Source organism: Paenibacillus sp. 4624, from assembly GCF_050435065.1.
GTDB lineage: Bacteria > Bacillota > Bacilli > Paenibacillales > Paenibacillaceae > Paenibacillus > Paenibacillus amylolyticus_D.
This window is the reverse complement of record NZ_JBNDJR010000002.1, coordinates 701,015-723,008: the sequence shown is the minus strand read 5'-3', so window position 1 is coordinate 723,008 and position 21,994 is coordinate 701,015. Positions and strand designations below refer to the sequence as shown.

The window sequence follows — 21,994 nt, the reverse complement described above, 5'->3', positions numbered from 1 at the left end:
TTTTCTTTGTTTGTTGTTTGTTCCTAAACTTGATTGTAAACAAGTTATTTTTGCAATTATCGAATACGTTTTATAACCTTTCGTTGCGTTTACTTTATTTTGGGTATAACCTTGAATAGTAGCTGGTATTGTCCCGCTTTCTTACCTTTTCCATTGCATAGAAACATCTTTTAAACATCCATTCATGAAAGGGGTTACTTCTTGGTATGGCACTCATTAAATGCGATTTCTACTCGGACGCCCTCGGATTAAGCACAAGCATGCATGTCATTCTGCCACAGCAGACCCACACTCAGATCGGTATGGAAAATGTGAAAGGTTCCGGTCTGCACCCCACCCTGTATTTGCTTCACGGAATGTCAGACGATGACTCCATTTGGCTACGCCGTACTTCGATTGAACGTTATGTCGCTTCACTTGGCATTGCGGTCGTTATGCCGCAGGTCCATCGCAGCTTCTACACGGATATGGCGGAGGGAGGGCGTTACTGGACATTTATAAGCGAAGAACTGCCAACACTGGCCCGCTCATTCTTCCCGCTTTCAGCTAAATGCGAAGATAATTTCGTAGCTGGCCTATCCATGGGCGGATACGGTGCCTTCAAGCTGGCTCTACGAAAACCCGATCAGTACGCTGCGGCGGCAAGTCTTTCGGGCGCTCTTGACATGGCCGCTCATTTGAACAACGACGTCCCATCCGCCTTACGGCAGGCTGAACTGTTACGTATCTTTGGTCCGCAATTTGCAGGTTCAGAGAACGATTTGATCCATTTGCTCCAGGAGAGCAAACATAACACGGCTCCACGACCGCTCCTCTATCAATGCTGTGGAACAGAGGATTTTCTGTATGAAGATAATCAGACGTTCCGCAAATCCTGCGCCGAGACAGACTTCAAGTTAACTTACGAGGAAGAGCCTGGGGAACATGAATGGGGTTACTGGGACATGAAAATTCAGGATGTGCTGAAGTGGCTGCCGCTGTCTAAAAGAGACTGAGGCATTAAAGAAACCCTTTTTTCCCTCATTAATTGGCCATTAGAAAAAGCAGGCCTGAAGTGCACTGCGCCCCCTTGGTTACTTTAACTAGCCTGGAGGTGCAGTTTATCTCAGCCTGCTTTTAATCATATTCGGTCACCCTTAAAACTCTGCCTTTCCTTCTTCCGGTAGCAACGCTTTGATCCGAAAAGCCATCCGAAGACGTAACGTTTCTTCCGGGTCTTTCAAGCTGCGACCAATAATCTCCTCGCATTTTTCCAGTCGATAAATTACGGTATTCCGATGAATATAAAGTCGCTTTGCCGTCTCCGCAAGATGACAGTGCGTTTCCAGATATACGGACAAGGTATGAAGCAACATATGGTGATCCTTAAGTGTCTCGTCTTCGAATCCTTGCATTGTATCCACATAAAATTTTCTTAGATGATCTTGGGGAATTAAACGCAAAATTTCAGATACTTCCTTCGGCTGATACAATTCAATAAAGCGCATTTTCCCTGATATACTCCCGAAATAGAGAGCTTCATTGGCCTCTTTAAAAGATAAAGGAATCTGGCTAAGTGGCTGGGCATAACTGCTAAGACCAAATGACAGCTCGGATTCGTAATACATGGCTATTTTACGTTGCAGACGTTCCAGTAGCTGGGTAAAGGAAGTTTTGATCATCTCCCACTCTTCAACCAGCGGCATGAGTAACACATAGGATCGGTCATGGGTAAACAAATATATTGGATGGCGGAATTGCGCTAGCTCTCCTTGAAGATGTTCGGCAATCTGATCCTGTTCTGCCTTGTATTGCATGAATGATGTCGCTCGATCCTTGCCATTCAGCTTGCCGACCGCACAAAGGTACCGTTGATCGCTGGATAGTCCAAACTCTCTTGCCCGGTTAGCAATCTCCTCATTGCTTGAGAAGACCCCTCCAATAAAGTTTGTAAAAAACTCATTCTGGATTCGGCGCCGATTCTGCTTCAATGCATTATCCTTCATTAATTCAAACGCAATCACGTTGGTTGCCTGTTCAATGGTCAGAATGCTTGAACGTTCAGAAGGTGATATGAAACCGGTAATACATAGGAAATGCAGTTGCCTATGGGTGTATACAGGAAATAACGTGAACGTTTCGCGTTCCTCCCCTAACAAGGAAAATGCCGAGAACATGGAAGGCGTAACATGAAATTGACCGCCGCCAGATAACAACACCTCTAGCTGTGCAGCCGTTTTAGCAGGAACTCGGCCGAAAATCGGCTGCAGATACGGCCCGAGCAAATATACAGGAAGTCGCAGCAAAGCAGATAATTGATCAAGCAGCTTAGGTATACCTTGACCGCTCATAATTTGTTGAGTGAACTGGCGATGGGTCTGTATCGCATTATGCAACTCCGTCGTTCGCACATCGAGGATATGACTCAGCGATTTGTTGACAATATCACCTAGCGAAGGATCAACAGGCAGTTCCACCAGAGGCAGTTCTAACTCATTTGCCAGCTGAACTGCGGATTCGGGAATATGGCCGAGAAACCTTTTACTTTTGATACCCAGTCCTGCACATTCCTGTTGCCCCATCTCACGAATCAGTTCGAGCAGAGCCGGCAGGTCATCCTTGAAGTGAAAAGCCGTCGTAATCAATAACTCATTTCTTTTCAAGTACGGAATAATATCAGGAGCATCCATCATATTGACGGTATGAACTTCCCGATTCAAACCACCGCTTCCCCCTACCACGATTGTGCCGTTGAATACAGCCAGCTTCAGCAGGTCACTCATTTTCATCCTTCTCCACTCCTATGGTTAACATGCACAACGAATTTAGCTATTCTTCTACATTTTCGTGAATGATTTTTAACTTTTTTTATTTTACGATGAATTAAACGCAATGCCAAGTTAATTAATCTAACATCGGCCGGAAAGCTAGCGTTGCCGGAATGGGGGATACTGCACTTGATGATTGAACAACCAAAACCATCTGCCTTGTCTAAGCAGATCGAAGAGATGGTCGAATGGCTGGCTTCGTACGGAAAAGACAACAGCGGCGGTGTAACCCGTTTGCTCTATGACCCGGCTTGGAGCGCAGCTCAGAAGGCGATTCAAGCCAGAATAGAACTACTTGGTTTATCTGCACGCTATGACGATGTCGGCAATTTATTCGGCAGGCTCTCTGGACGCGACCCTGAAGCAAACGTTGTATTAACCGGATCTCATGTCGACACCGTGATCGGCGGTGGAAAATATGACGGAGCCTATGGGATCATTGCAGCACTCATTGCTGTGGAATATTTGCTCACACATTACGGTCAGCCACTCAAACCGATCGAAGTGGTATCGTTGTGCGAAGAAGAAGGTAGTCGTTTTCCAATGACTTATTGGGGCTCGGGCAACATAACGGGAGTAAAAGAGCGCGAGGCCGTTCACCACATCAACGATGTAAACGGAATCCCCTTCGAACAGGCGATGCACGAGGCAGGATTCGGACTCGGACTTCATGCACAGCCAACACGCAAGGACCTGGAATGTTTTATTGAACTACACATCGAACAAGGCCAAGTGCTTGAACGCGAAGAGAAATCGATCGGCATCGTCAGTCACATCGTGGGGCAACGCCGCTATAACATTACGGTATACGGTCAGAGCAATCATGCCGGGACAACACCTATGCATTGGCGTCACGATGCGATGTTTACTTCAGCCGAGTTGATCCGAATATTGATGCATCGGGCTAACGCCCACGAATCCGGACTTGTTGCCACCGTTGGGCGTATGGAAGTTAAACCGAATGTAGGTAATGTCATTGCACGCGAGGTCACCTTTAGCCTGGATGTCCGTCACAGTGATGCGAAGATCATTGAGCAATTTTGTGAGGCATGCTTCAGTGATTTCGAGACTTTCACCTCTGAACACGGAACAACGGTCACTTGCCATAAGTGGATGGATGAACCTCCCGTTGCGATGGATTGCACGTTAAACCAAACGGCTGAGGACATTTTAAAAAGAGAAGGTATTTCGTACAAAAGAATGACCAGCGGAGCAGGACATGACTCACAGATCTTCGGCACACATTGTCCAACAGGATTATTATTCGTACCAAGCCAGGGCGGCATTAGCCACTCCCCTGCTGAATTCACTCATACGGAAGATTTGCAGCGCGGAGTTCGCCTGTTAATCGACCTGTTATACAAGCTGGCATATTGAATGAACAACCAGAAACCAGGAGGCGATGATGAGATGACACAGTACCGGGAAATTCATGCACCTTTGAGAACCATTATGACCCCAGGACCGGTCGAGGTTGACCCCAGAGTTTTGAGAGCCATGGCAACGCCCATTCTGGGTCAATTTGATCCGGAATTCACCCGAATGATGAACGAAACGATGGACATGTTGCGGCAGACATTCCAAACGACGAACCAGTGGGCCTTTCCGGTTGATGGCACTTCACGTTCCGGTCTGGAAGCCGTGCTGTGCAGCCTGATCGAGCCAGGGGACAAAGTGCTTGTCCCTATCTTCGGACGCTTTGGGCATCTGCTTACTGAAATCGCTGAGCGTCACGGCGCCGAACTCCATCTGATGGAATGCCCGTGGGGAGAAGTATTTGACCAACAAGCAGTAATCGACGAGGTAAAACGAGTTCAGCCCAAAATTCTTGCTATTGTACATGGCGAGACTTCAACCGGTTGCATGCAACCACTGGACCAGATCGGTCCAGCTTGCCGAGAACTCGGTGTGTTAACGGTCGTTGATGCCGTCGCTTCCATTGGCGGCGCCCCCGTCAGAGTAGATGAATGGCAACTCGATGCCGTGATTGGCGGCACCCAAAAGTGCATATCTGTCCCTTCTGGCATGGCTCCTGTGACTTATAACGAGCGGGTAGAACGCATTCTGGCAAGTCGGAAAAAGGTAGAACGTGGTGTTGCACTTGAGAGTGATCGCCGGGATGTCGCACACCCGATCCGCAGTAATTACTTTGACCTGAGCCAGCTGCAAGATTACTGGGGACCACGCCGGTTGAACCATCATACGGAGGCAACATCTATGCTGTACGCACTGCGCGAAGGATTGCGTATTCTGCTGGAGGAAGGACTTGAGGAACGCTTCGAACGTCATCGTTTGCATGAAAAAGCACTAATGGCAGGTATCCGCGGCATGGGTCTGGAGCTGTTCAACGATAAAGCATGGAAGCTTCCAGTCGTCACCTGTGTAAAAATTCCGGCAGGCATTGATGGCGAGTCTGTACGAAATACACTTCTGACTCAGTTCGGCATTGAGATCGCTAGCTCATTCGGACCGTTGCATGGGCAGATCTGGAGAATCGGCACCATGGGTTACAGTTGTCGGAAAGAAAACGTACTATTCGTCCTATCCGCTCTAGAAGCTGTGCTAATCCGCCATAAAGCTCCGATTGTGATTGGACGCGGGGTGCAAGAGGCCCTCGACGTTTACGAGCACGCAGAATAAAGCTGCAGAATAAAGCTCTGAGGGATTAGAATACCGCATAGGAACAAGCTGTTTTTTAATTAGGAACAATGCTATTTGTCAATATTGAAAGGATTCCGGGAACTGCCGGAATCCTTTTGTACAATTCAGACTTCGTTCAAGATACATCAACTGCATCATGGATTGCTGAATGCATGGGAAATATTTTCAACGAAGATCCACACGGAAGGTGACACATGTTTAATATCAACTGGCTGCGCTCCGGTCTGGGCGGGCTGCAATGGCTGTTTTTCTTATTTACCAATACGGTAGTTATACCTATTACAGTTGGGGCGGCATTTGCACTGCCCCAGGAACGAATTCAATTTCTGATCCAGTGTTCATTCATTCTCACCGGAATCGCATGTGCTGTACAAGCATGGCTTGGACATCAAAGATCTGTCATGGAAGGACAGTCGGGATTATGGTGGGGTGTCATCCTGAGTCTTAGCGCATCCGCCCCCTCCCTTGGTATATCCATGACGGAGCTCGGGGGCAGCCTCGCCGTCGGCATTCTGATCTCGGGTGTGATCACGATCCTGATTGGTTTATGCGGCCTAGCCACTCCTTTATCGAAATTATTCACGCCAGGGGTCATGGCCGTATTTATGTTCTTACTTGGTTGCCGACTGAATATCATTTTTCTCGAAGGTATGCTTGGTATTTCATCAGGCTCTTCCGATAAGGCGCACGTCATCCAACCTGCCGTTTTCCTACTGGCGGCAGCAGTGGCTGTTTTTGTAGCTGTCTTATCCATAAAAGCAAGGCCAGCCATAGCGCAGTATGCTTTGCTAATTGGTATTTTGGGCGGCTGGGCATTACATGTATTTATCTTCGGCAGCTCTGGGGGAACACCCAACTCGGGAACACTCGATGCAGGCTGGTTTCCGCTTGGAGAACCTACAGGTGGATTGAACGCTGGCGTAATCGCGATCGCCGTGATTGCCGGTTTAATCAACACTTCAAACACATTTGGCGCCCTGAAAGGTACTGACGCTATCTATGAACACGAAGCGGCGAGCAGCCAGTATAAACGGTCTTTTACAATCAGCGGCATCCTTGCAGTGATATCGGGTCTGCTCGGACTCGTTCCATACGCTCCATATGTTAGTTCTGTCGGCTTTCTCCAACAAACCCGTATGCGAGAAAAGCTTCCGTTTGTCATCGGGGGTCTGCTATTTGCAGCCATCGGCCTGATTCCAGCTGTCACCGGTTTACTGACACAACTTCCGCTCAGTATCGGAAGCGCTGTACTATTCGTGACGTACCTTCGCCTTTTAGGTTCTTCTCTCCAGTATTTCGGACAGCTTCATATGGATGCAGCGAACCTCTACCGGACGGCTGCGCCATTATTCATAGGTATTATCGTTATGGGATTACCGTCGGAGATTTTCACGACATTACCCCCATTGCTACGTCCACTTCTCGGAAACGGGCTTTTGGTAGGTATTTTACTAGCTTTGTTGTTGAACCAAGTCCACTCCCGCTCCTCCCTGAGTGCACTAAGCCCTAGTATAAGAACGAAAGGGGAATAACTAATGAAACATTCGAATCAGGAACAGACAGAGGCATCGGCAACGAAAACAGGTCCAAAAGAAACAACCGACGCACTCCAGTCTAATCACTGGGGGGCGTACGTTAATGCAGAAATCAGACTTCCAGCTACCCAAGCTGGCCCACTAAGCGGACTAACCTTTGCAGTTAAAGATGTCTTCAATATTCAGGGAGAAACAAGCGGAGCAGGCAATCCCGATTGGCTTCGCACACATGAGCCTGCAACTTCTACCGCTCCTGCATTGCTTATCCTGCTGGAGAATGGCGCAAATCTCGAAGGCACAACACAGACAGATGAATTGATGTACAGCCTGAATGGGGAAAATGCCCATTACGGTACGCCAACCAATCCCCTCGCTTCGGATCGGATTCCAGGCGGTTCATCGAGCGGGTCTGCCGTGGCAGCAGCGGCGGGACTGGTCGATTTCGCTGTTGGAACGGATACTGGCGGTTCTGTACGTATTCCATCTTCGTACTGTGGTCTGTACGGCTTCCGCCCAACGCATGGAGCTGTATCGGCAGAAGGGGTCATCCCTCTTGCACATAGCTTTGATACAATCGGCTGGATGAGTCAGGATGTAACTATTTTACGTAACGTAGGCAACGTGCTACTGAAAGAAAAGCTCCTTCCGAAGGAAAATGGATCAGAAATTACGTCTGAAATAGAGATGAAGCCCTTCACTCATTTCTTCATAGCGTCAGAGGCTTGGGACCTGCCAGAAGCTGAAGATCGTTCGATCTTACTCTCAACATTACATGGAATTGAGGGATGGCACCCGGATGGCTATCAAGCCATTGACCTAAGTGAACCTGCCGAGAGCTTGGCAGAGTGGTCAGCAACATTCCGCGTTCTTCAAGGGCTGGAAATTGCGCACGAACACAGTGGCTGGCTGACAAAAGAACGTCCGACGTTTGGCCCGGGGATCGCAGAACGTTTTGAGTGGGCTTGCTCCCTTGAGAAGTCTGCTAGCGAGGCCGAAGTGGAGCTGCGTGCTCGCGTACGGCGTAACCTCGTTGACTTGTTAGGAGAAGAGGGCCTGCTGGCCATTCCAACCGCACCGGGCCCAGCTCCCCTTCTGGGATTGAAGGGTCCTGAAGCAGAAGCTTACCGCGCCAAAACGATGCAACTCTCCTGTATCGCAGGGCTTTCCGGCCTGCCCCAGGTTACGGTTCCTGTTCTCCGTCCCGATGGACTGGCCATAGGGTTATCATTTATCGGTGGTACAAAGACAGATGTTAGGTTATTACATTGGACAGCAAAGCAGTTTGCGGGAGAGGTGTGCCGATGAAACTTGTAACGATTGAAGATAATGGGCGGGAGCAAGCAGCTGTTTGGACGGATCGAGGCATTATTCCGCTGACGTCGCTGAACGAGCAGTTCGGGACGAACTGGGATACAGATCTGTTTACTTTACTGCAAAAAAATCAATTTAACGCACTACGTAGCTGGTATAGCAATGAACACGAGCAACTTGTTTCAGTGCCTTCTCTGCCGGTCAGTGACGCATCCTATCGTGCGCTGTATCGCCGTCCAGGGAAAATCATTGGTGTAGGCATGAACTATTGGGACAAAGCCATTGAACTATCTGGGCGCCCACCCGAGGATGAACCCGTTATTTTTCTCAAACCTGATTCATCCCTGATTGGCTCCGGGGAAACGATTCGTCTACCGGATGTAGCCGGACAGGTCACTGCTGAGGCAGAACTCGCCATTGTCATTGGACAAACATGCAAAGCCATTCGTGAAGATCAGGCCATGAGTGTCATAGCAGGTTACACAACGTCACTCGACATGACTGCCAAAGAAATTCACGCCCGCAATCCCCGGTTCATGCAGCGTGCCAAAAGCTTTGACACGTTCCTGAGCCTTGGTTCTTCCCTCGCAACACCCGATGAATACGAAAATCTGAATGAACTTGAGATTCAAACGTTACACAATGGCCATGTTACTCATCGTAATACCGTTGATCACATGATCTTCTCGCCTGCGTACCTGATTTCTTTTCTTTCGAATGTGATGACACTCCATCCGGGAGATGTCATTTTGACGGGTACACCAGGATCAGTCACCATCCAATCAGGCGATGTGGTTAGCTGTCAGATTGATGGACTTCGGAAACTGGACAATAGAGTTGAGGGCTAAATCCGAACATTATAAGGTTTTATGTACACAAAAATGCGTCTATCACACCACTCACTTCAAACATAACAAAACACGTCATGTTTTTTCGTGCATTTTCAACAGAAATTAAGATAACAATCTACGTTTTTGTCAATGAATTGTACAAACAAGATGATAAAATAAGATATACGAAGAACAGGTAAGGATATATAACACTAATGAGTTATTTTATCTTACATGTTTTATATCATCTGTGGTGTGCAGACAGGAATGGATGGAATGACTCGTTAATTCAGAGACCGACCAGCCTTGCGGCACCCCATATCAAAGAGGAGTGGGGCAGATATGTCAACGAATTTGGCAGGACAAGTACTGGAACAGACGCAGCTACATGAAGAAATCAGTATCGACGACTCCTTAAAACCGAAACAGGAGAGCGAGAGAACAATCGGATCAGTACCTTACATGTTCATGTGGATCGGGGATGGCGTGAACCTCGGTAACATGACCCTCGGAGCGAGCCTCGTTGTTGCTGGTGTTGCCACGCTCAATGTGTTTCAGACATTTGTAGCTGCGATGATTGCCATTGCGATCATTTCCGTAATCTTTGCCATAAATGACCGTTTTGGTTATCGAACAGGCATCCCCTATGTCGTTCAACTACGTATGTCGTTTGGCATCAAGGGATCGATTATCTCCTCATTTTTACGTGGTGTGCCTGCCATCGTATGGTACGGCTTCCAGAGCTGGGTCGGAGCAACGGCCTTGAATGAAATTGTCAAAGTATTAAGCGGTGGCAGCTTAGACAGCATTCCTGTTTGTTTTATCTTGCTACAGGCTGTTCAGATTGTCCTGTCACTTTATGGCTTTCACGCAATCAAGTGGGTTGAAACCCTCGCTTCCGTCGTTATTATGCTTGCACTCGTTTACGTATTCAGCTTATTACTCAACTCCCACAGCACAGCTATCAGTGAAAATTGGGTGCATGCAAAAGGAACATGGGGCCTTCCATTCTTCGCTTTCATCATGGTATTCCTCGGCAACTATGCAGCCATCTTCCTAAGCGCAGGTGATTATTCTCGTGAGCTGAAGAGCGGCATGAGTGACAAAAAGCGTAGCATGCTGTACTTCTTCCCTATCGTTATCGCTTATGGATTCGTTCTGACTATCGGGGCTATGATGGCCGCAGCAACAGGCATCTCTAATCCAGTTAAGGCATTTGCTGTTATTGTGGACAATCCATACATCACCGTATTCGTTTCTGCCTTCATCGTTGTTGGTGCGGTTGCTGTTAATATGGTCGCCAACATCGTACCACCCGCTTACGTCATCTCGCTTGTTACCAAGCTCAAATACAAAGCATCTGTTGTCATCACTGGCTTGCTTGCCCTCTGTTCGTTCCCATGGGTACTCGTGCAAGATTCCTCGGCTCAAGGTTTGAATACATTTATTCTGATCTATTCCGCATTCCTGGGCCCCATTGTAGCGATTATGCTGGTCGAATATTACATCTTGCGAAAACAAAAGGTCGATACAGCAGAGTTATATCTGGATAATGGCTCCTTTAGAGGGTATAACCCAAGCGCCTTGTTAGCCATGCTCATCGGAGCTGGAGCAGCCTTCTTGCTCGTTGACATCGGATGGATCATCGGGTTCACCACAGCAGGCCTATCCTATCTGCTACTTAGCAAATTCGCTTTTAAGGGTTCCTCATTCAAGAAAGGTACCATCTACGAATAAAATAAACGAGCCTGATTTGACTACCAGAGCCAGCCCATTTAAATATCACCAAAGAGAGAGGGATAAATATGGAACATTATGATCTGATCATACGCGGCGGAAGCGTGGTGTTGCCAGACGGTGTCGCACAAGTCGATATCGGCGTAAAGGATGGCAAGATAGCGGCGATTGCCACCACACTTGAGGGCGAAGTTACACACGAGTGGAATGCCACCGGACAGCATGTGCTTCCAGGGATGATAGATGTACACGTGCATTTCAGCGAACCAGGAAGAGAGCACTGGGAAGGCTTTACTACCGGATCAGCGATGATGGCTGCAGGTGGCTGCACGACCTTTTTCGATATGCCGCTAAACGGAATCCCCTCGACAGTTACGGAAGAAGCACTGCTGGAGAAGGCACGCATTGGTAATGAAAAATCACTCGTTGATTTTGGCCTCTGGGGCGGACTCGTGCCTGGCAACGAAGATGATCTGGAGCCATTAGCCGAATCTGGCGTCATTGGATTTAAAGCATTTTTGTCGACCACCGGTAATAAAGAATTCGAAGCGGTAGACGACATGACACTGCTGACGGGCATGAAAAAGATTGCAGCTCTCGGCAAAATTCTGGCTCTGCATTCGGAAAGCGCGGCAATAACGAACTGGCTGAAAGCTGAAAAGGAAGCGGCAGGGCTCGTCAGCGCCGATGATTATCTGGAGACAAGGCCCATCCTCGCGGAAGTAGAGGCGGTTGAACGCGCACTCTACTATTCCGAAATTACAGGTTGCGCCCTGCATTTTGTTCATATCAGTTCCGCAGCAGCTGTGGCTATAATTGAGGCGGCAAAAGCCCGCGGTATGAATGTAACGGTGGAAACTTGCGCACATTATCTACTCTTCAACCACGATAGCTTACGGGGAAAAGGTACCATTGCCAAATGTGCTCCTCCCCTGCGTGAAGCGGATGAACAACAACGCCTGATCTCCCTCCTGGCAGAAGGTAAATTCGATATACTGTCTTCCGATCATTCACCATGCCCTTACGAGATGAAAGATCCGAAAGATTATAATCTCTTTCAGGCATGGGGCGGAATCAGCGGCGGACAGTTCACACTGCTCTCTGCTCTGGAACTTGCATTAGCCCACAACATTCCACTAGAGCACGTCGCTGCTTGGACAGCTTCGAATCCAGCAACACGCTTTGAACTTGCAGATCGTAAGGGCAGTATCGCCATCGGAATGGATGCAGACCTTGCCATCGTAAATCTGAATGAAGCCTTTACCGTGACGGAAGAAAACTATTACGCCAAGCATAAACAGAGCCTCTATATTGGGCACACCTTCCCGTCGAGTCTGGCAGGTACAATCGTCCGCGGACATGTCGTTGTGCAGGATGGCAAGGTGCTTCCTTCTGTAAACGAAGGTAGTTGGCTGAAGCCTTAATTTAAGGTAATAGGAACAAAAAAGAAGCATGTCGGAGATTTCATCTCTCGAACATGCTTCTTTTTTTAGTCATTTTCCTTCTTTTTCATTCATTTATTCATCATTCATTCCACAATACTATCAGTTGTATCTATCCCATTCAGAACTCTACTCAGAGCTTAAATGAGTCCTAACCCTGAGTTCCAACAATGAGCCTTAACCCCGATTTTCAATCCACTGCTCGGTTGCTCCCAGCACCTTCTCACTGCGAGCAATAGCCTCTGCCACTTGACCCGACGCTGTACCGCCATACACGTTACGTGCATTGACTACCGCTTCCGGCTGCAGCACATCGTAGATGCGGTCATCGAACAACGGTGAAAATTGTTTGAATTCATCAATCGTCAGATCAAGCAAATATTTGCCGTTCTGGATGCAGTACAGTACCGTTTTACCAATCACCTCATGCGCTTGACGGAAAGGCAGACCCTCACCTACGAGGAAATCAGCAATGTCAGTTGCGTTAGAGAAGTCCTGGTTCACTGCTTGGCGCATGCGATCTTTGTTCACTTTCATGGTAGCGATCATCGGAGCAAATAACTGCAACGCACCTTCCAGAGTAGCTACCGTATCAAACATGCCTTCTTTGTCTTCTTGCATATCCTTGTTGTAAGCCAGAGGAAGGGATTTCAACACGGTGAGCAATCCGATCAGATTGCCGTATACACGTCCTGTTTTACCACGAACAAGCTCGGGCACATCCGGATTTTTCTTTTGCGGCATAATGCTGCTGCCTGTGCAGAACGCATCATCCAGCTCTACAAAACCAAACTCCGTGCTGCTCCACAGTACCAGCTCTTCGCTCAAACGGGACAAGTGAGTCATGATCAGGGAAGCTGCCGCCAGGAACTCCACAATGAAGTCACGGTCACTTACCGCATCCAGACTATTCTCATATACTCCATCAAAGCCAAGCTGTTCTGCTACAAAATGACGATCAATCGGGAACGTTGTTCCTGCAAGTGCCCCTGCACCAAGTGGCAGTACATTAATCCGTTTGTAACTGTCCATTAGACGCTCCGCATCACGCTGGAACATGGATACATATGCCATCAAATGGTGTGCAAACAGAATTGGCTGTGCACGCTGCAGATGGGTATAACCGGGTACAATCGTATCCAGATTATCTTTAGCTTGTCCGATCAATGCTTCCTGCAAAGCATGCAACATGCCAACAAAACCAACGACACGCTCACGCAGATACAAGTGCATATCGGTTGCCACCTGGTCATTCCGGCTGCGGCCTGTATGCAGCTTACCGCCAACAGGGCCGATCGTTTCAATCAGGTTTTTCTCAATGTTCATATGAATGTCTTCATCCGATACGGAGAATTCCACTTCACCTGCACGGATTTTATGCAAAACGGTAATCAGGCCTTCTTTGATCGTTTCTACATCTTCCGCAGGCAAAATACCACATTTGCCGAGCATCGTTACATGCGCCAAACTGCCTTGAATATCTTCTTCTGCCAATGCTTTGTCAAAGTTAATGGATGCGGTATATTCTTCAACCAGATGATTGGTTTGCTTCGTAAAACGTCCTCCCCACAGCTTGCTCACAGTGAGTATCCCCTTTCGCTCATGGACAAAGCCGCCCCTGCCAGAATGTGCAAGAACGGCCTGCCTTGTCAGTAATTATGATATAGCGTGACACACACGCCGTGAATTATTTTTTGTTTTGCTCCACACCGGAATGTACTTTCAAACGCAGTGCGTTCAAGCGAATAAAGCCTGTTGCATCGCCTTGATCATACGCTTCTGATGGATCTGCTTCCATGGTCGCAATGTCCGGATTGTACAGGCTCACAGGGCTTTTCACACCTGCGCCGATGACGTTTCCTTTGTACAGTTTCACACGAACCGTACCGGTTACGTTCTTCTGGCTTTCCGTTACCAGAGCTTGCAACGCCAAACGTTCCGGCGCAAACCAGAAACCGTTGTACACAAGTGTGCTGTAACGAGTAATCAAGCTATCACGCAGGTTCATCACTTCACGGTCCATGGTGATGGACTCCATTTTGCGATGTGCCGTGAACAGGATCGTTCCACCCGGTGTTTCGTATACGCCGCGGCTCTTCATACCGACAAAACGATTCTCTACCATGTCTACACGGCCGATACCGTGTTTGCCGCCCAGTTCATTCAGTTGCTCCATCACTTGCAGCGGGCTCAGACGCTCGCCGTTCAGGGCAACACAGTCACCTTGTTCAAACTCCAGCTCGAGGTACTCCGGTTGATCCGGTGCATCCTCAGGTGCGCTGCTCAGCAGGAACATATCTTTGTTCTCGTCCGCGCTCGGATCGAACCAAGGGTCTTCAAGCACACCGCTCTCATAGCTGATATGCAGCAGGTTGCGGTCTGTGGAGTAAGGTTTCGCCGCAGAAGCGGTAACCGGAATGCCATGTTTTTCAGCATAAGCGATCATTTCAGCACGTCCCGGGAACTGATTGCGGAACTCTTCCAGACGCCAAGGGGCGATCACTTGAATGTCTGGTGTCAGTGCAGCTGCATTCAGCTCAAAACGAACCTGATCATTTCCTTTACCCGTAGCACCGTGAGCGATCGCTGTAGCACCTTCTGCACGCGCGATGTCCACCATACGTTTAGCGATAAGCGGACGTGCGATACTTGTACCGAGCAGATATTGGCCTTCGTAGAGGGCGCCTGCCTGGAACATTGGATAGATGAAATCTTTCGCGAACTCGTCGCGCAGATCATCGATGTATACTTTGGAAGCGCCCGTAGCGAGTGCTTTTTCTTCGAGTCCGTCGAGTTCATCCTTCTGGCCGATATCCGCGGTAAACGCGATAATCTCTGCATCATACGTTTCTTTCAGCCATTTCAAAATTACAGATGTGTCTAGTCCGCCGGAATAGGCGAGTACGATTTTTTCCTTAGCCATGTGATATGGTCCTCCCCAAGATCAATTACGATATTCTATCTATCATCGCCAAATTGGCGTGTAAAATCAACCCGTTGCCGCAAATCGCGACTATTCGCTCATCAAAGCGGCCATCAGCGCTTTCTGTGCATGCAGACGGTTCTCTGCCTGATCAAAGATCAGCGAGTTCGGACCGTCAATGACACCTGCGCTCACTTCTTCACCACGGTGTGCTGGCAGGCAATGCAGGAACATGTAGTCAGGTTTGGCACCTTTCATCAATTCTTCATCGACCTGATACGCCGCAAATGCCTGCTCGCGAATCTTCTGTTCTTCTTCAAAGCCCATGCTCGCCCATACATCGGTATAGACAATATCGGCATCTTTCACGGCTTCCTGTGCACTGTAGGTCACAAGTACTTCGGAGCCACTCTCCTGTGCAATAGCACGTGCTTGCTCGACCACGGTGCTGTCCGGCTCATAACCTTCCGGTGTTGCTACTGCAACGTGCATTCCCATTTTTGCTGCGCCCAGCATCAACGAGTGTGCCATGTTGTTGCCGTCACCGACATAAGCCATTTTCAGACCTGCCAGCTTGCCTTTATGCTCCAGCACCGTTTGGAAATCCGCCAGTACCTGACATGGATGCGCTGCATCGCTCAGGCCGTTAATCACCGGTACATCCGCATGTTCTGCCAGTTCAATCACATTATGGTGTCCAAACGTACGAATCATAATGCCATCGAGGTAACGAGACAGTACTTTGGCTGTATCATGCGTCGTTTCCCCACGTCCCAGCTGAATGTCGTTTTTGCTCAGGAACAGCGCGTGTCCACCCAACTGGAACATACCTACTTCAAAGGAAACACGCGTACGTGTGGAGGATTTTTCAAAAATAAGTCCGATCGTTTTGCCCTTCAAAGGCTGGAACGGTACACCGCTTTTTTGCTTGCCTTTAATCTCAATCGCGAGATCTAGCAGATAACGAATTTCTTCTGCTGTATAGTCCGTGAATTCAATGAAATCCCGGCCTCTCAAGTCAATTTTCTGAACCTTGTCTGTGTGCTGTACTGCCATTGTTGTTTCCTCCTCATTTCCGGTTCCCTGCACCCGCACAGGCAGAAGTTTTACATCCTTGGCTGACTCGCCTGAACTAAACCTCTCCATATCAGATGAGATAGAGCAAATTCCCATTCAGTCTATATTGCGGGTAGATCGTCAACCTCTACTACTTCTGCGCTTGATTACCATGCGGCTACAGGGATTCTTTCACTTTAATCTGCGCCGGGGGCCGTGATGGCCCCGGTCCAGTACTTTGTTTCTATCACGTGATTAAGCTTTCGCCGCAACATACTCCTCAATCAATGTCGCCACCAGGGACACAGCCTCGTCGATCTCTTCTTTACTTACATATAGATTAGGGAGCAAACGAATCACATTCGGTCCAGCAGAGACAAACAAGATGCCACGTTTCTGTCCTGCAAGTACGATATCACCGATTGGCTCCGCGCACTCAATACCTACCAGCAAGCCCATACCGCGCACTTCTTTCACAAACGAGTTGCCAGCCAAACGATTGCGTAAGGACGTCATCAGATAGTCGCCCATCTCCGCTGCACGCTCTGGCAAATGATCTTCCAGCATGGTTTCAATGGTCGCAATAACAACAGAGGAAGCAAGTGGTGTACCGCCAAATGTTGTTGCATGGCTGCCCGGTGTAAATGCATCACGCAGGAACCCTTTACCGAGCATTGCGCCAACAGGGAATCCACTGCCAATGCCCTTCGCAACGGTGAACACGTCAGGTTCAACACCATAATGTTCGTGAGCAAACAACTTGCCTGTACGTCCCATACCTGTCTGCACTTCGTCCACAATCATGAGCAAACCGTGCTCGTCACATAGTTTACGCACATGCTTCACAAACTCCGGCTCCACCGGGTACACTCCGCCCTCAGCCTGAACCATCTCCAGCATAATCGCTGCGGTCTTCGGTCCAATCGCAGCTTCAAGTGCAGGAATATCGTGCAAAGGCACAGTTACAAATCCAGCTGGCAGTGGCAAAAATCCTTCTTTCACCTTATCCTGTCCGGTTGCCGTCAGCGTTGCCAATGTCCGTCCATGGAACGATTGGGCAAAAGTAATCACTTCGTACCGATCTTCGCCTTTCACCTTCTGTTGATAACGACGTGCTACTTTGATCGCTGCTTCGTTCGCTTCAGCACCGCTGTTGCAGAAAAAGACTGCGTCAGCGCAGGTATTGGCTGTCAGCAAAGCTGCTGCCTTTTCCTGTCCCGGGATCTGAAACAGGTTGGATACGTGCCACAGCTCATCGATCTGAGCTTTAAGCTTCGCTCCCACTTTCTCCGGTGCATGGCCTAGGCTTGTTACAGCAAGTCCACACATGAAATCGAGATAGCGGTTACCCTGATCGTCCCATAACCAACTGCCTTTACCTTTGACCAGACTGATCGGATACCGTGCATACGTTTGAAAAAGTGAGCTTTCCGTCTGTGCCGCTGCACCTGTTGCTGCTGCCCCCGCTACGGCTGTGCCAGAACCTGGCTGTTCGTTGCCTTTTGCCATGACCATATCACTCCTTGTCGATTCGTACACGCATAAGGTGAATCAAAAACATAACACTGGCCACTTCGATGAAAAAAATACCTTTTGATCGCGTATACCCATGGATTTTTCGATTATATTCATTGAACTAAAGACGGTTTACACCGAACACTCCGATGACAGAATAACCTTCCAATCGCTGTTATCCCCAGATTTTTTTGGATTCCCTTTTCTCAAAGGGAAAATCCGGTGATAAAGGCGACCGCTCCGCTTTTTCAGGTTTTTTCTGTCCTCTCCGTTTTTTGTGTAAAAAAATAGTTCCAGAATGATAAAAAGTAAAAATCCACGATGCATGCGAACGCTTCGCTTCTTCAGTTTTTTCTGTCATCTTCGTTATTGTGTTATGAGAAGATTCCAAAAGTCGTGTACAAATTCTTTTTTATATAAATAAAAACCTAAATTCTGAATTTCGTATTACATCTACTGCATTCGGATAATTCTTGTGCCAGTCGTCTCGCCGCCAAGCACACGGCTCAGGATCTGCGGTTCGCTGCCGTCGACGATAATAACCTCCCGTACCTCGCCGTGAATACACGCAATCGCGGCGCGTACCTTCGGGATCATGCCGCCGTAGATTTCGCCAGTTTGAATCATATCCTCGATCTCCTGAACGGATACGGACGGAAGTACTTTTTTCTCGCCGCCAATTGTTTTCATAATGCCCGGTACGTCTGTCACGACAATCATTCGGCTTACGCCGAGATGAGACGCCACCGCTCCTGCAGCCGTATCGGCATTAATGTTGTACCGCTGTCCGCTCGCATCTACACCTACCGGTGCAATAACAGGCATATAGCCCATATTCACGATGCCTTGAATAATCTCAGCTTTGACGCTTGTTACATCACCAACCCAGCCGATTTCGGCATGGTTTGCTACGGGTTTTGCTTGGATCAGACCGCCATCCACACCGGATATACCCAAAGCCTGACCGCCTACACGCTGGATCAAACGTACGATCTGTTTGTTAATGCTGCCTGCCAGTACCATTTCTACAACGTCCAATACAGGCTCGGTGGTCTTACGCAAGCCGTTCACAAATTCGGTTTCAATCCCAAGCTTCGCCAGATTATCAGAGATTGCCGGGCCGCCGCCATGAACGATGACCGGGCCGTTCCCCGAGGACTGCAGATCACGCAGATCCGCAAAGAAAGACTCTGGCAATGCAGCCAGCGTACTGCCTCCACATTTCATCACAAACATCTGTTTTTCCGTACCTGCTTCTGTTACAGTACTGCCGTTTGGCAAAGTTGAATTCACGGGGCAATGCTCCTTCCTAATGGAGTGATAGAGGATTAACACCTATATAAAAGATACAGTATAAACGCTAGCGTTCCAGATTCGGATCGTTCTTTCGATCGCCGTTGTCTCCAGGTTTTTCTGATTCCCCTTTTTCAAAGGGAAAACCCGGAAACAAATGCGAACGCTCCGCTTCTACAGAATCGATTCCGCCTCTTCCACTACATTCGTTTATTTTTATATTTAAAAGTTTAATCCTTATAACTGATTTTTTACATCTATGATGGTACGCAGCTTTCTAGGGATCAAGCTGCAAAGTTCAAAACCTTTAATTAAGACAATCATATCTATGACAAACTTCTACTTACGTACGATATGCAGCGTTAATGCGTACATAGTCATATGTCAGATCGCATCCCCAGGCTACAGCGTGGCCTTCGCCGTGATGCAGGTCCACTACAATACGCACTGTATCGGTCTGCAAGTATGCCAGCGCCGCTTCTTCATCAAACACAACAGGACGAGACTGTGAAAGCACGGAGATGTCACCGAGACGGATATCTACTGTATCCGGGTTTACCGGTTGGCCTGCACGGCCTACAGCAGCAATGATCCGTCCCCAGTTTGCGTCAGCACCAAACATTGCGGATTTCACCAGACTTGAGCCGATTACAGTTTTGGCAATGGCTTGTGCAGATTCATCGCTAACCGCACCCGTAACTTCAACTTCAACCAGCTTGGTTGCTCCTTCACCATCCCGCGCAATTGCTTTGGCAAGCACTTGGCATACATATGTGAATCCAGCCGCAAATGCCTCCCAATCCGGATGTTCCATAGTCAGCTCTTCATTGCCTGCATAACCGCTGGACATCGCTACAAGCATATCGTTCGTGCTGGTATCCCCGTCTACAGTAATCATGTTAAACGTGTGGTTTGTCGCCTGGCGTAGCAGGCGCTGCAACGCTTCTGCTCCGATGACTGCGTCCGAGGTCATAAATGCCAGCATGGTAGCCATATTCGGATGAATCATACCCGAGCCTTTGGCCGCTCCCGCAATCGTTACCGTCTTGCCGCCGACAACGACGGAGACACAAGCTTCCTTTTTCACCAAATCCGTCGTTAGAATCGCTTGTGAAAATTGTTCTGCTTCATTCGTCTCTTTGCCGAGCTGCTCCGGAAGGGCTTTGATGCCTGAATGAACCGCGTCCATCTTCAGTAGTTCACCGATGACACCCGTGGATGCCACAGCCACGTCCTCTTCAGCCACGCCTAGTTCACGAGCCGCTGCCGCACGCATCGCATACGCATCTTCTTCACCCTGCTGTCCTGTACATGCATTGGCATTACCGCTATTTACAATCACAGCCTGCAAACGTCCGTTGCTCAGGCTTTCCCGAGTGACTTTGAGCGGAGCAGCCTGAAACACGTTCGTCGTGTAGACCGCTGCAGCTGTCGCAGGGATATCACAACGAATCGCTCCGATGTCGTTGCGTGATGTTTTTTTCAGACCACAGTGCAGTCCTCCTGCCGAGAATCCGCCTGGCGTAACAATGGTTCCATTTTCAACTACGGTAAAAGCTTGATGCTCCACTTTTGTTCCCATATCATATCCCCCGTATGCGTTCAGCCATATGCTGATGAACCGCCTGCTTCAACTGAAACTGCCCCAACTGCTACCCATGCTGTATGATTTTCAAATGAAACTCGCTTCTTTGCATTTTCCCCTGCGATGTTCATTCGTCACACGTTTATGGATATACCGGTGTCATGTTCAGCCCGAGGTTTTCCTCCCATCCCATCATCAGGTTCATATTTTGAATCGCTTGCCCGGATGCACCCTTCACCAGGTTGTCGATAACCGAAATGATCGTCAAACGCCCGGTGCGCGGGTCTACCGAAAATCCGATGTCACAATAGTTCGATCCAGATACCTCTTTCGTCGAAGGCCAAATGCCTGGTTCACGCACACGTACAAAAGGTCTGTTTTCATAGTATTTACGATATAAATCCACAATCTCCTGATCACTATGCTCACCCGTCAGCTTTGCATACATCGTACTCATAATGCCGCGTGTCATTGGCACAAGCTGCGTTGTAAAAGTTACCGTCACCGGGCTTCCCGTTATGTTGCCGAGAACTTGCTCGATCTCAGGGATATGCTGATGTTTATTCAATTTGTACGCTTTAAAATTTTCATTCATTTCTGCATAATGGTTGGTCAGACTCGTTCCGCGCCCTGCACCCGATACGCCCGATTTTGCATCAATAATGATGGTCGATGGATCAATCCATCCCGCTTCCACCGCAGGAATCAGCCCCAGCAGTGTAGCTGTTGGATAACAACCCGGGTTGGATATAAAATCCTTTCCTTTCACTTCATCTCCATATACCTCAGCCATACCGTATACAGCCTTCTCAAGCAAATCTGCTGACGGTGCAGGGTGTTTATACCATTGCTCATATACCGATCCGTCTTTCAATCGGAAATCACCAGACAGGTCGATCACTTTCAGTCCTGCTTCCAGCAAACTCGGTACGAGCTTCGCGCTTACGCCAGACGGGGTCGCGGTGAATACGAGATCTGCACGACTTGCGATCTCTCCCGGATCGACACCGTCGAGTGGCCTGCGAATCACGTCCGTCAAATGCGGAAACCCATCCGCGATGGACTCCCCGCTGCTCGATGAAGAGATTACCGATGTAATTTCAACTTGCGGATGATTCTGAAAAAAACGAATCAGTTCCACCCCGCCGTAGCCGGTGGAACCGACAATTGCCACTCTTAATTTGTTATTCACTCTCGCTCCCCCAATCCTGTTGTATGCGCTACTTGTGCCTTGCTCAAGGCTCGCCAAAGCTTGAGTAGACAATTCCGTCGCTTCTATGCATATTTGTGTATTATTAT

16 protein-coding genes are annotated in these 21,994 nt (G+C 48.6%); 8 read left to right on the top strand and 8 right to left on the bottom strand.

What is annotated here, in order from left to right:
• Positions 1 to 206: 206 nt before the first annotated feature.
• On the top strand, positions 207 to 995 hold the full coding sequence (locus tag ABIE27_RS07415; protein ID WP_429350207.1) for an alpha/beta hydrolase: 789 nt from the start codon (positions 207 to 209) through the stop codon (positions 993 to 995).
• A 141-nt stretch (positions 996 to 1,136) separates the two neighbouring features.
• Here ABIE27_RS07415 and ABIE27_RS07410 read toward each other — a convergent pair whose 3' ends face one another.
• Complete coding sequence (locus ABIE27_RS07410; RefSeq protein WP_123065370.1) at positions 1,137 to 2,768, bottom strand: PucR family transcriptional regulator; 1,632 nt, start codon at positions 2,766 to 2,768, stop codon at positions 1,137 to 1,139.
• A 171-nt stretch (positions 2,769 to 2,939) separates the two neighbouring features.
• On the opposite strand from ABIE27_RS07410, the gene allC reads away from it, so the two are divergent.
• From allC to ABIE27_RS07375, 7 genes are all read left to right on the top strand, one after another.
• Complete coding sequence (gene allC / locus ABIE27_RS07405) at positions 2,940 to 4,184, top strand: allantoate deiminase (RefSeq protein WP_429350206.1); 1,245 nt, start codon at positions 2,940 to 2,942, stop codon at positions 4,182 to 4,184.
• 33 nt (positions 4,185 to 4,217) lie between these two features.
• Positions 4,218 to 5,447 carry a pyridoxal-phosphate-dependent aminotransferase family protein gene (locus tag ABIE27_RS07400; protein ID WP_429350205.1) on the top strand — a complete coding sequence of 410 codons (1,230 nt, stop codon included), beginning with the start codon at positions 4,218 to 4,220 and terminating at the stop codon, positions 5,445 to 5,447.
• A gap of 215 nt (positions 5,448 to 5,662) precedes the next feature.
• A complete protein-coding gene (locus ABIE27_RS07395; RefSeq protein ID WP_429350204.1) occupies positions 5,663 to 7,000 on the top strand; it encodes a uracil/xanthine transporter in 1,338 nt (445 codons plus the stop codon).
• 3 nt (positions 7,001 to 7,003) lie between these two features.
• The gene (locus ABIE27_RS07390) at positions 7,004 to 8,308 is read left to right on the top strand and encodes an amidase (RefSeq protein ID WP_429350203.1); all 1,305 of its coding nucleotides are present in this window, start codon (positions 7,004 to 7,006) and stop codon (positions 8,306 to 8,308) included.
• A complete protein-coding gene (locus ABIE27_RS07385) occupies positions 8,305 to 9,162 on the top strand; it encodes a fumarylacetoacetate hydrolase family protein (RefSeq protein WP_429350202.1) in 858 nt (285 codons plus the stop codon). Before ABIE27_RS07390 ends, ABIE27_RS07385 begins: the two co-directional genes overlap by 4 nt.
• A gap of 324 nt (positions 9,163 to 9,486) precedes the next feature.
• The gene (locus tag ABIE27_RS07380) at positions 9,487 to 10,881 is read left to right on the top strand and encodes an NCS1 family transporter (RefSeq protein ID WP_123065364.1); all 1,395 of its coding nucleotides are present in this window, start codon (positions 9,487 to 9,489) and stop codon (positions 10,879 to 10,881) included.
• A gap of 68 nt (positions 10,882 to 10,949) precedes the next feature.
• The gene (locus ABIE27_RS07375) at positions 10,950 to 12,305 is read left to right on the top strand and encodes an allantoinase (RefSeq protein WP_429350201.1); all 1,356 of its coding nucleotides are present in this window, start codon (positions 10,950 to 10,952) and stop codon (positions 12,303 to 12,305) included.
• A 195-nt stretch (positions 12,306 to 12,500) separates the two neighbouring features.
• Here the strand turns inward: ABIE27_RS07375 and argH are convergent, their stop codons facing one another.
• From argH to argC, 7 genes are all read right to left on the bottom strand, one after another.
• Positions 12,501 to 13,904, bottom strand: coding sequence for an argininosuccinate lyase (argH, locus tag ABIE27_RS07370; protein WP_111269132.1), 1,404 nt, complete (start codon positions 13,902 to 13,904; stop codon positions 12,501 to 12,503).
• A gap of 106 nt (positions 13,905 to 14,010) precedes the next feature.
• A complete protein-coding gene (locus ABIE27_RS07365; RefSeq protein ID WP_090922968.1) occupies positions 14,011 to 15,246 on the bottom strand; it encodes an argininosuccinate synthase in 1,236 nt (411 codons plus the stop codon).
• A gap of 90 nt (positions 15,247 to 15,336) precedes the next feature.
• Positions 15,337 to 16,302: an ornithine carbamoyltransferase gene (gene argF, locus ABIE27_RS07360; protein WP_123065362.1), complete on the bottom strand. Its 966-nt coding sequence runs from the start codon at positions 16,300 to 16,302 to the stop codon at positions 15,337 to 15,339.
• A 255-nt stretch (positions 16,303 to 16,557) separates the two neighbouring features.
• Positions 16,558 to 17,811 carry an aspartate aminotransferase family protein gene (locus ABIE27_RS07355; protein WP_429350200.1) on the bottom strand — a complete coding sequence of 418 codons (1,254 nt, stop codon included), beginning with the start codon at positions 17,809 to 17,811 and terminating at the stop codon, positions 16,558 to 16,560.
• Between the two features lie 459 nt (positions 17,812 to 18,270).
• Positions 18,271 to 19,053, bottom strand: a complete 783-nt coding sequence (argB, locus tag ABIE27_RS07350) for an acetylglutamate kinase (protein ID WP_123065434.1) — start codon at positions 19,051 to 19,053, stop codon at positions 18,271 to 18,273.
• Positions 19,054 to 19,453: 400 nt separating this feature from the next.
• Positions 19,454 to 20,692 (bottom strand): bifunctional glutamate N-acetyltransferase/amino-acid acetyltransferase ArgJ, encoded by a 1,239-nt coding sequence (gene argJ / locus ABIE27_RS07345; RefSeq protein WP_429350199.1) that lies wholly within the window; start codon positions 20,690 to 20,692, stop codon positions 19,454 to 19,456.
• A gap of 145 nt (positions 20,693 to 20,837) precedes the next feature.
• On the bottom strand, positions 20,838 to 21,887 hold the full coding sequence (gene argC / locus ABIE27_RS07340; RefSeq protein WP_429350198.1) for an N-acetyl-gamma-glutamyl-phosphate reductase: 1,050 nt from the start codon (positions 21,885 to 21,887) through the stop codon (positions 20,838 to 20,840).
• Positions 21,888 to 21,994 lie beyond the last annotated feature (107 nt).